The following is a 10,775-nucleotide window of genomic DNA, read 5'->3' as shown; positions in this document are numbered from 1 at the left end:
GCTGCACGGCCTCTGCGTGGGCGACGTCGACGACGACCCCGCGCTCGAGCTGGTCGTCAACGCGAACCGGCACCTCTACTACATCGACGGCGTCAACTTCAACCGCGAGTGGACCAGCCTGAACGAGTACGAGGCGAACCGTGTGGCGGTCGGCGACGTCGACGGGGACAAGCTGCCGGAGATCGTGTTGAACACCGGCCAGGTCCTGAATTCGCGCAGCGGCGACCTGAAGTGGGGCGACGAGGTGTTCGGCTCGCGGATGGAGTTGCTCGACATCGACGGCGACGGCATCCTCGAGGTGTTGACCGAGAGCGACGGCGCCGTCATGAAGATCTACGACGTGGACGTCCGCAGGGAGAAGCACCTCCAGTGAAAACTCGCGAACCGAAGGGGCGGCCGGCCGCCGCCGCGATGCGGATGTGGCTGGTCCTGGCGTGCGCGTGCGCGCTGGCGCTCCCGGCCGCCGCCGAGCCGCCGCCGCAGCTGACCGTCACCCTGAAGGCCCTCGGCGGCGACCACGCCGCCGGCGGCGCGTCGCGCCTGGGCGTGGTCTACCACGTGCCGGCGGGCACGCACCTGACGGCGACGTTCCAGGGACTGGTCTTCGCGAGCGAGCCCGCCGCCGCGTTCGGGCCGGCGGTCTTCCCGAAGCCCGTGGCGGCCGAGATCCCCTACTACCGCGGCGAGGTCATGGCGCTGGTGCCGGTGACGTGGCCTGACCGCGCCGGACCGGTGCGCGTGTCGCTGCGGGCCGAGTACCAGCTCTGCCGCGAGGGTGACGCCGCGGTCTGCTACCAGCCGGGCGAGGCCGTCGCGGAGCTGGAGCTGGAACTGGCCCCGGCCGCCGCCGCTGCCGCCGCCGATTCGCCTGCCGCACTTGCCGCACCTGCCGTACCTGCCGCGTCCGCCGCCGTCGCGGCGACCGGCGGCGGCCTGCAGGCCCGCCTCCAGCACGCGCTGGAGCGCGGCAGTTGGCTGGCCTTCCTGATGGTCTTCCTCGGCGGCGTGCTGGCGAGCTTCACGCCCTGCGTCTACCCCATGATCCCGATCACGATCAGCTACATCGGGGGCAACGCCCGCGGCCGCCCGCTCAAGGGTTTCGTGCTGTCTCTCTGGTACGTCCTGGGCATCGCCCTGGTCTACTCCACGCTCGGGGTGGCGGCGGCCGCGACAGGCGGCGCCTTCGGCCAGGCGACCCAGACCCCCGTGTTCGCCGCCATCGTCGCGGCGATCATCGGGGCGATGGCCCTGAGCATGGCGGGACTGTTCGACCTGCAGCTGCCGAGCTCGCTGACCAGCCGCGTGGGCGGCGGGCGCACCGGTTTCCTCGGCCCGCTGCTGATGGGGGCGGCGATGGGCCTGATCGCCGCGCCCTGCGTCGGCCCGGTGCTGATCGTGCTGCTGACCTGGGTCGCCACCACGGGCAACCTCGTGCTGGGCTTCTGGCTGCTGTTCGTGTTCGCCCTGGGCTTGGGCGTGCTGTTCGTGGCCCTGGGCACCTTCAGCGGCCTGCTGACGGCCCTGCCCGGCGCCGGCGGCTGGATGCAGACGGTCAAGCACGTCTTCGCGATCGTGCTCTTCGCCCTGTCCCTCTGGTTCCTGCGCCTGTACGCGCCGGTCTGGCTGCTGGCGGCGGTCTTCGGGCTGGCGCTGCTGCTGTGCGTGAGCGCCTGGGGCGCCTGGCGCGCGCTGCCCGAGGGCGCGGGGGCGCGGGCCGGCCTGAACCTCGGCGGCCTGCGCTTCCTGTGGCTGCTGGGCGCGACGCTGGCGATCCTCGGCGGGCTGCGCGGTCTCGCGCCCGGGCTGCTGCCGGCCGGCGGCGCCGCGCCCGACCGGGCCGCGGCGGGCGAGGGGAGTGCGGAACCGGCGTGGCTGTCCGACGACCGGGCGGCCTTCGCGGCCGCGCGGGAGCAGGGCAAGCCCGTGATGATGGACTTCTGGGCAGCCTGGTGCGCGGCCTGCCTGGAGCTCGACGAGCGGACCTACAACCAGCCCGAAGTCCTGGCGCTCGCCGCCGATTTCGTCGCGGTCAAGATGGACCTCACCGAGCGCAGCGCGGCCAACGACGAGCTGGCGCGCCGCTACGGCGTCGTCGGCATGCCGACGGTCCTGTTCTTCGACCCGCAGGGGCGCGAGCTCGAACGCTTTTCCGGCTTCGTGAACGCCCGCGACCTCGCCGTCGTCCTCGAACGCGTGCGGCGCGGCGCCGCAGGCGCGCCCCGCCCCGACCCCCAGCCAGACCGGGAGGAACCATGAGCCACCTGATCCACGTGACCGACGCCAACTTCCAGCAGGAGGTCCTCGACAGCGCGCTGCCCGTCGTGGTGGACTTCAGCGCCACCTGGTGCGGTCCCTGCAAGCAGCTCAAGCCCATCGTCGAGGAACTCGCCGCGCAGTACGAGGGCAAGGTGAAGATCGCCCACGTGGACGTCGACGAGGCCCGGCAGGCCGCCATGAAGTACGGCGTGATGTCGGTGCCGACGGTCCTCTACCTCAAGGGCGGCCAGGTGCGCGACTCCCAGATCGGGGTGCTCGCCAAGGAGAAGATGGCCGCCAAAATCGACAACTTGATCTGATCGACAACCTGATCTGATCCCGCGGGGATCGCCGAAGGGAACGAACCATGAAGCTCCTGCTGACTTCGCTGCTGATCCTGGCCCTGTCGACCACGGTCGGCGGGTGCGGCGAGGGCAAGACGCCGCCCGCCGCGAACGCGACCCAGACGGCCGCCGCGACCGCGGCCGGCGTCCCCGACTTCACGGTCACCACGCTCGACGGCAAGACCCTGCGCCTGTCGGACCTGCGCGGCCAGGTCGTCGTGGTGGACTACTGGGCCACCTGGTGCGGCCCCTGCCGCATCGCGATGCCGCACCTGCAGAAGCTGCACGACAACTACAAGTCGCAGGGCGTGACGGTCCTCGCGCTGTCGGTGGACCAGAAGGGGCCGGCGGTGGTGGAGCCGTTCATCAAGCAGAACGGCTTCACGTTCCCGGTGGCGATGGCGGACGAGAGGTCCGCGTCGGCCTTCGGCAACTTCTCCAGCATCCCCACCACGGTGATCGTGCGCCCGGACGGACGCGTCCACACCACGCTCACCGGCGTGCACCCGTACGAGGAGTACGTCGCCGCCGTGCAGGCCGCACGCGCCGCCGTGCCCGGGACGCAGGGCTGAGCCGTGTCGCCGCTGAAGAAGAAGCTCATCGTCGTCGGCGACCGGCTGCTGGTACGGCCCGAGCAGGGCGAGGAGAAGACCAACACCGGCCTCTACCTGCCGGCAACGGCCCTCAGCTCCCGCATGGCGCAGGGCGGTTGGGTCGTCTCGGTGGGGCCGGGCATCCCGGTGCCCGACTGGTCGGACGAGGAGGGGGAGCCCGACACCTGGGACCGCCACCCGCCGCGGGCCAGGTTCCTGCCGCTGCAGGCGCAGGAGGGCGACTACGTGCTGTTCGTGCGCAAGTCGGCCGTCGAGATCACCTTCGAGGGCATGCAGTACCTGATCGTGCCGAACTCGGCGGTGCTGGTGCTGGTGCGAGAGGACTGGATGGAGGGGCCGGGACTGCCGGCGGACGAGGACTGAGGCTGGCGGCGAGCGGCCTGGAAATGCGAAGTCTCTGATCTAATGCGAAGTCCCTGACCAAATGCGAAGTCCCTGACCCTGGATCTTTCCGTGGGTCAGGGACTTTTCGCGTTTCCTTCGATCATTTCCTCAACCACCACAAGAGGTCGACGACCGAGAGTCCGATGAACACCATGATGGGATCCATGCTTGCCCTCCGATCTGGTGAAGGTGAACTGCGGACACCGTCTCTGTCGGCGGCGCCCGGTTCCTCTTTAGCCAGAAGAGTGCCCGCCGGCGGTCGCTGATGCCATGCTGTTGATCCGCAACAAGATCAAGGTGCGGTCGTCGCTCTGGTCCCGCCCCCCGAACGCCTCGACATCGGCAAATATCCTGGCGAGCAGGTCGGAGAGCGGGCGTTCCTGGTACCCCTCGACGAGATCGGCCAGGCGCCCTTCGCCGTAGAAGACGCCGTCGGGCTGGTCGGTCTGCTCGGTGAAGCCGTCGGTGTAGAGCAGCAGCAGGTCGCCCGGTTCCAGGGCCACCGTGCCGCGGGCGTAGCGCTGGCCGGGGTTGATCCCCAGCAGCAGCCCGCCCTTGCGCAGGCGTTCGCGGTAGGTCTGGCCGGCGCGGTGGAGCTGCGGCGGGTTCATGCCGGCGTTGCAGTACTCCAGGCGGCGCGCGGCGGGGTCGACCACCCCGTAGAAGAAGCTCACCAGCTGGCCGGCGTCGCCTAGGGAGCAGACGGCGTCGTTCAGGATGCCGATCACGCGGTCGGGGCCCGCGCCGCGGGTCGCGGCGCCGCGGAAGGCGACCCGCAGGCTGGTCATCACCAGCGCCGCCGGCACGCCCTTGCCCGCCACGTCCGCGATGGCGAAGCCGACGCTGCCGTCCTCGAGCGTGAAGTAGTCGAAGTAGTCGCCGCCGACCTCGCGGCAGCTGTCCATGCGCCCCATGACGTGCAGGCCGGGCGCGCGCAGCGGCTCGCGCGGCACGAGGTGGCCCTGGATGCGGTGGGCCACGGACAGTTCCGTCTCCAGCCGTTCGCGCTCGAGGCGGGCCTGGTGCAGGCGGGCGACCTCGACCAGCGCGGCCGCCTGCATCGAGAGGCCGTGGAGGTTGGCGACGTCGGCCTGGGTGTACAGGGCGCCGCCGGTCTTCGGTCCCAGGGTCAGCAGGCCCCGCAGCTCGCGGCCGCTGATCAGCGGCACCACGAGCTGGACGTCCAGCTCCCCGAGCAGCCGCGTGGTGGGGGCGTCGGTCTCGTCGGCGGTGTCGAGGCCCTCGAGTTCCTCGATGTAGATCGGGCGATGGGCCGCCAGGGCGATCCGGCCCAGCGTGCAGGTCGCCGGCAGGGAGGTGACCGACGTCGTCGGCGGTTCCGGCTCGGCGTGGATCGCCCTCAGCACCAGCCGGGCGTCCTCGACCAGGAAGAGCGCGACGTGGCCGGGGCGGTAGAGGCCGTGCAGGCGGTCCAGCATCGCGCGCGGCGCCTCGGGATCGCCGCTGAGGCCGGCCAGGTCGTGCGACAGCCGCTGCACGGCCTCGCGGGTCGCCAGCCGCGACGGGTAGAAGGCCCGCTCGAGCCCCGCGTGCAGCCGCCGCCGCAGCGGGTTGAGCACGAGGGTCAGCCCCACGACCGTCAGCAGCACGACCGGCAGGTCGGAGCCGTGGAAGCGGGCCGCGAGGTAGCCGCCCAGGACGCCGACGAGCAGCGTGTAGGCGAGCACCACCAGCACCGTCAGCAGGGTGTAGACCAGTCCGTGGCGCACGACGTAGCCGAGGTCCAGCGCCCCGTAGCGCAGGATGGCCAGGCCGAAGCACACCGGCACGAGCACCAGCGAGAAGCCGTACCATTCCTGGTAGGGCAGGCGCACCGGGCCCGCGAGGTTGTGCAGGACCGCGCCCAGGATGAACGGCACGAAGCCCAGGACCAGCCCGCCGAAGGCGATGCGCAGCTTGGCGTGCCGCAGCGGGCGGCCCCGGCTGAGCATCTTGCCGACGAACACCCCCACGCCGGCCGTCATGTAGGCCAGGAAGTACAGGCCCGCGGCCTGCTGCAGCACCGCCACGGTCCGCGACTCGACGGGGTCGAGGCGGGCCGCCTCGGCGTAGAGGCTCAGCAGGAACAGGGGGATCGCCGGGAGCAGCAGCAGCCGGTGGCGGGCGCGCAGGCGCGGGCTCAGGTGCGTGCGGTCCGGGAAGTAGAGCGCGAAGCGCAGGAAGACCACGGGCAGCAGCATCACCGCGAGGTCGCGGGAGATCTCCTTGAGCGTCATGTACCAGGGGCTGGGCCAGTCGGGCACGTCCATGAGGAAGAAGGCGAAGGTGGCGCACAGGGCGAAGAAGTAGCGGGCCACCATGTCGGTGCGCCGCGAGAGGATGAGCCAGCCCATCAGCAGGAAGGCCAGTCCGGCCAGGGACAGCCCGTAGCTCCAGATGATCCGCGAGCGCGGCGGCAGCGTGGGCTCCACCCGGGCGACGAACACCGCGTCGCCGCGCCGCACGCGGAAGGCGCGCGGCGCCAGGTCGTAGCGGTCGGCCAGGGCCGTGAGGTAGTCGACCTGCGTGTCGAAGGTGCGATCGTCCAGCGCCAGCAGGCGGTCGCCGGGCAGCAGCCCCGCCCGCGCCGCCGGCCCGCCCGGGGTCACCGACCGGATGGTCAGGTTGTGGATGGTCAGGCCGGCATCCGGGCGGTTGGCCACGTGCAGGGCGACGGGCACTTCGAGGATCAGCAGCAGCGGCGCCAGGAGGTAGAGCGCCAGCAGGCGCGCCGGTCGGAACGGGCGCGGGGGCGGGGGCGGGTTCGGCACGGCGGGCGGCATGGCGGCACCTCGCCCGCAGCATAGCAGAGGGTGCCGCCCCGAGGAAGGACTCGCTCGCCGCCCGGGCGGGCTACGGTTCCGAGCGGTGCAGCTGCACCGGCGGTCCGGTCTCGCGGCCGCGCAGGCGCAGGTTCAGCATCTCGACCAGGACCGAGAAGCCCATGGCGAAGTAGATGTAGCCCTTGTTCAGGTGCTGCCCGAAGCCCTCGGCCACCAGGGACATGCCCACCAGCAGCAGGAAGCTCAGGGCCAGCATCTTCACGGTGGGGTGGCCTTCGACGAAGCGGGAGATCGGCCCCGCGGCCGCCATCATGACCGCCACGGCGACGACCACCGCCGTGATCATCACCGCCAGGTGTTCGGCCATGCCGATGGCGGTGATCACCGAGTCGAGCGAGAACACGAGGTCGAGCACCATGATCTGGGCGATCACCGCGGCGAAGGAGACCTTGCGGCGGCCCATCTCGTGCTCGGCGCCGCCCTCGAGGCTGTGGTGGATCTCGAACGTCGCCTTCGCCAGCAGGAAGAGGCCGCCGCCCACCAGCACGAGGTCGCGCGCGGTGATCGCGTGCCCCGCGACCGTGAAGAGTTCCACCGTCAGGTGCGCGACCCAGGCCAGCGACGCCAGCAGCAGGATGCGCGTCAGCATGGCGCCGGCCAGGCCGATGGTGCGGCCGCGCGCCCGCTGCTCGGGCGGCAACCTGCCGGAGAGGATCGAGATGAAGATGATGTTGTCGATCCCCAGCACGATCTCCAGCACGGTCAGGGTCAGCAGGGCGATCCAGGCCTGGGGGTCGGCGATCCATTCCATGGTGGCTCCGATGGCTGCGGATGGGGGACCGGCGGCCGTTCTGGCCGCGCGGGCCGGGCAGTCTAGCACGGCCCGACGGCCGCGGCCAGTCCCGGGCGGGGCCCTTGCGGGAAGCGCTCGCCACCTGACCGGTTGACCCGCCCAGCGGCCCTGCCTACACTACCTGGTTCCGGCCCGGGGACCGTTCCCCGCGGCCATCGGCGCCTTCCCGTCCGCAGCCTGGAGACGACGTGAACGACATCCGCCAGCTGGCGCAATACGCCCCCGAGGGCATCGAGCAGAAGTGGGCGCGGACCTGGGAGCAGGAAGGCCTTTTCGCGCCGTCCGCCGGCGCCGCCGGCGACCCCTTCGTGATCACGCTGCCGCCGCCGAACGTCACCGGCGTGCTGCACATGGGGCACTGCCTGAGCAACGCCATCCAGGACGTGCTGATCCGCTGGATGCGCATGCGCGGCCGGCCGACCCTGTGGGTCCCGGGCACCGACCACGCCAGCATCGCCACCGAGCAGGTCGTCTCGAAAATGCTGCGCGCCGAGGGCCTCGACAAGCACGCCATGGGGCGCGAAGCCTTCCTGGAGCGGGCCTGGGCCTGGAAGCACCAGACCCACGGCGTCATCACCAGCCAGCTGAGGCGCCTGGGCTGCTCGCTGGACTGGCCGCGCGAGGCCTTCACCATGGACGAGGCGCGCTCGCACGCCGTCGCCCACGCCTTCGTGACCCTGCGCGAGCAGGGCCTGATCGTGCGCGACCTCTACCTCGTGAACTGGTGCCCGCACTGCCTGACCGCGATCAGCGACGACGAGGTGGACCACCGCGAGGTCCAGGGCGTGATGTGGCGGCTGCGCTACCCTCTGGCCGACGGCGAGGGCCACGTCACCGTGGCCACCACCCGGCCCGAGACGATGTTCGGGGACACCGCCGTGGCCGTGCACCCCGACGACCCCGAGCGCCGGCACCTGATCGGCCGGCGGGTGAAGCTGCCCCTGACCGGGCGCGAGATCCCGATCATCGGCGACCACCACGCCGATCCCGAGAAGGGCACCGGCTTCGTGAAGATCACCCCGGCCCACGACCCCAACGATTTCGAAGTGGGCCGGCGCCACGGCCTGCCGCAGGTCGTCTGCATGGACGAGCGCGGCGTGATGAACGAGGCGGCCGGCGCGTTCGCCGGGTTGGACCGGTTCGCGGCGCGCAAGGCCGTGCTGGCCGCCCTGCAGGAGCAGGGCCTGCACGACGGCGAGGCGAAGAACGTCCACCAGGTCGGCCACCACGACCGCTGCGGCCACATCATCGAACCGTACCTGTCGCGCCAGTGGTTCCTGCGCATGGAGCCCCTGGCCGCGGCGGCCGTGCGGGCCGTCGACGACGGCACCATCACCCTGCTGCCCGAGCGCTGGGTGGGCGTCTACCACAACTGGCTGAGCAACATCCGCGACTGGTGCATCTCGCGCCAGCTGTGGTGGGGGCACCGCATCCCGGTCTGGAACTGCGGCGACTGCGGCCGCGAGGTCTGCCGGGTCGAAGCGCCGACGGCCTGCCCCGGCTGCGGCTCCGCCGCGCTGGTGCAGGACCCCGACGTCCTGGACACCTGGTTCTCCAGCTGGCTGTGGACCTTCTCGCCGCTGGGCTGGCCGCGCGACACGCAGGACCTGCGCCTGTACCACCCGACGTCGGTGCTGGTGACCGGCCCGGACATCATCTTCTTCTGGGTCGCGCGGATGATCATGGCCTCGTACCACTTCCTGGGCGAGCCGCCGTTCCGCGAGGTGCTCTTCCACGGCCTGGTGCGCGACGCCGAGGGCCGCAAGATGAGCAAGTCGCTGGGCAACAGCCCCGACCCGGTCGAACGGATGGAGAAGTACGGCGCCGACGCGCTGCGCATGTCGATGGTCATGCTGACCCCGACCGGCCAGGACGTCTTCTTCGGCGAGGAGACGCTCGAGGTCGGCCGGAACTTCTGCAACAAGGTCTTCCAGGCCTCCAAGCTGGTCCTGGGCGCCTGGGACGAGTCCGGGCTGGATGCCGGGAGCGGCGGGAACGCGGCGGGCACTGCGGCCACCTGCGACCTAGGCGTCCTGGCGGACCTCGCCGACGACCCCGCGGCGGCCGCGGCCGCGCTGTGGGGGCAGGTGTTCGGCGCGCCGCCGGCCTTCGAATTCCGCGCCGACCGGCTCGAGCTCGAGGACCTCTGGATCATGAACCGGCTGGCGGCCGTCGCCGCCGAGGTCGACGGGAACCTGGAGAAGCGGCGCCTGAACGACGCCGCGTACGCGGCCTACAACTTCTTCCGCCACGAGCTGTGCGACTGGTACCTCGAGGCGGTCAAGCCCCGCCTGCGGGACGAGGACCGGCGGCGCGAGGCGGCGGCGCTCGCGGTCGTCGCGCTGGGCGCCAGCTACAAGCTGCTGCACCCGGTGATGCCCTTCATCACCGAGGAACTCTGGAGCTGGCTGCCGCCGGCCCGCGGGCGGCTCATGGTCTCGTCCTTCCCGGTCGGCGACGCCGCACAGCTGCCGTGGACGGCGCCGGCGGCCCGCTTCGCGCAGGTGGTCGAGACGGTGGGCGTGATCCGCTCGCTGCGCACCGATCTGGACGTGCCGCCCGGGCGCCGCGGCACGGCGGTGCTGCGCGCGGCCGATCCCGTCCGCCGCGCCGAACTGGCGCAGGACGCCGGCCTGATCGCCCTGCTGGCGAAGCTCGAGACCGTCGAGGTCGTCGAGGGCGGGCCCGACCCGCACCCCGCGGGCGCGGGCGTGGCCGGGGCGGTCGAGGTCTTCCTGCTCATGAAGGGCCTGGTCGACCTGGAGCGCGAGCGGGCGCGCCTCGGCAAGGAACTGGACAAGGCGGTCGCCTTCGTCGAAGCTAACCGCCGGAAGCTCACGAACGAGAGCTTCGTCGCCCGGGCGCCCGCCGAAGTGGTGGCCCGCCAGCAGGAGATGCTCGCCGAGAGCGAGGCGCGCGCCGAGGCGCTGCGCCGCCGGCTCGACGCGTTGGGAGATTGAAACCCGAGGAGCCCGCCGTGGAGAACGACCGTCCCGCCTCGACGACCCCGGGCGCCCTGGTGCGCGCGGCCCGCGAGGCGTCGGGGCTGTCGCTGGCCGACCTCGCGGCAGCCACGCGCATCCCGGTCAACCAGCTCCGCGCGCTCGAGGCCGACGACCACGAGCAGCTCTCGGGCCCGCTCTACGTGCGCAGCTTCCTGCGCGCGTGCGCCGAGGCCCTGGACCTGGACCCGCACGACCTCCTGGCCGCCCACGACAGTCGCCGGCCCGCGGACGAGGCGCCCCCCGTCACCGGACCGGTCTGGACCCAGGAGACCGAGATCCGGCACGCGGCCGCCTTCCCCTGGCGGCGCGTCGCCCTGCTGTCGGCGGCCGTGCTGGTCGCGGTGTTGCTCATCCTGGCGGTCGTGCGCCTCGCGGGCGGCGGCGACGGCACTCGCGACGACGGCGGCGGGCCGGTCGCCGGAGTGGACGCCGACCCCGGTCGGCAGCGGCGGGACGCGCTGGGCGATTCCCTGCGCGAGGCCTGGAGCCCGCTGACGGCGCGCGTCGCGGCCGATTCCGCACTCGCCGATTCCGCC

The 10,775-nt window shown here is 72.0% G+C and carries 9 protein-coding genes; 7 read left to right on the top strand and 2 right to left on the bottom strand.

Annotation, left to right across the window (positions count from 1 at the left end; translation table 11 throughout):
• The 5 genes from Q7W29_00995 to Q7W29_00975 all read left to right on the top strand — a co-directional run.
• Positions 1 to 373: hypothetical protein (locus Q7W29_00995; GenBank protein ID MDO9170392.1), on the top strand; the 373-nt coding region annotated here is incomplete at its 5' end.
• Entirely contained in the window at positions 370 to 2,256 is a 1,887-nt protein-coding gene (locus tag Q7W29_00990; GenBank protein MDO9170391.1) for a cytochrome c biogenesis protein CcdA, read from the top strand. The genes Q7W29_00995 and Q7W29_00990, both read left to right, overlap by 4 nt.
• The gene (trxA, locus tag Q7W29_00985; protein MDO9170390.1) at positions 2,253 to 2,576 is read left to right on the top strand and encodes a thioredoxin; all 324 of its coding nucleotides are present in this window, start codon (positions 2,253 to 2,255) and stop codon (positions 2,574 to 2,576) included. Before Q7W29_00990 ends, trxA begins: the two co-directional genes overlap by 4 nt.
• Positions 2,577 to 2,623: 47 nt before the next feature.
• Complete coding sequence (locus Q7W29_00980; protein MDO9170389.1) at positions 2,624 to 3,172, top strand: TlpA disulfide reductase family protein; 549 nt, start codon at positions 2,624 to 2,626, stop codon at positions 3,170 to 3,172.
• A 3-nt stretch (positions 3,173 to 3,175) separates the two neighbouring features.
• Entirely contained in the window at positions 3,176 to 3,577 is a 402-nt protein-coding gene (locus Q7W29_00975; GenBank protein MDO9170388.1) for a co-chaperone GroES family protein, read from the top strand.
• Positions 3,578 to 3,831: 254 nt separating this feature from the next.
• Here Q7W29_00975 and Q7W29_00970 read toward each other — a convergent pair whose 3' ends face one another.
• Both Q7W29_00970 and Q7W29_00965 read right to left on the bottom strand, forming a co-directional pair.
• The gene (locus tag Q7W29_00970; protein MDO9170387.1) at positions 3,832 to 6,381 is read right to left on the bottom strand and encodes a SpoIIE family protein phosphatase; all 2,550 of its coding nucleotides are present in this window, start codon (positions 6,379 to 6,381) and stop codon (positions 3,832 to 3,834) included.
• A 70-nt stretch (positions 6,382 to 6,451) separates the two neighbouring features.
• Complete coding sequence (locus Q7W29_00965; GenBank protein ID MDO9170386.1) at positions 6,452 to 7,192, bottom strand: TerC family protein; 741 nt, start codon at positions 7,190 to 7,192, stop codon at positions 6,452 to 6,454.
• Between the two features lie 230 nt (positions 7,193 to 7,422).
• On the opposite strand from Q7W29_00965, the gene Q7W29_00960 reads away from it, so the two are divergent.
• The gene (locus Q7W29_00960) at positions 7,423 to 10,194 is read left to right on the top strand and encodes a valine--tRNA ligase (GenBank protein MDO9170385.1); all 2,772 of its coding nucleotides are present in this window, start codon (positions 7,423 to 7,425) and stop codon (positions 10,192 to 10,194) included.
• 17 nt (positions 10,195 to 10,211) lie between these two features.
• The coding region (locus Q7W29_00955) for a helix-turn-helix domain-containing protein (GenBank protein MDO9170384.1) at positions 10,212 to 10,775 on the top strand (564 nt) is incomplete at its 3' end.

The sequence above is a fragment of the bacterium genome (genome assembly GCA_030654305.1).
In the GTDB taxonomy this organism is placed as follows: domain Bacteria; phylum Krumholzibacteriota; class Krumholzibacteriia; order LZORAL124-64-63; family LZORAL124-64-63; genus PNOJ01.
This window is presented reverse-complemented; position numbering and strand designations above follow the sequence as displayed.

Coding starts and splice junctions, on each gene's coding strand:
- trxA (MDO9170390.1), top strand. CDS start 2,253: ATGAGCCACCTGATCCACGTGACCGACGCCAACTTCCAGCAGGAGGTC.
- Q7W29_00970 (MDO9170387.1), bottom strand. CDS start 6,381: ATGCCGCCCGCCGTGCCGAACCCGCCCCCGCCCCCGCGCCCGTTCCGA.
- Q7W29_00965 (MDO9170386.1), bottom strand. CDS start 7,192: ATGGAATGGATCGCCGACCCCCAGGCCTGGATCGCCCTGCTGACCCTG.
- Q7W29_00980 (MDO9170389.1), top strand. CDS start 2,624: ATGAAGCTCCTGCTGACTTCGCTGCTGATCCTGGCCCTGTCGACCACG.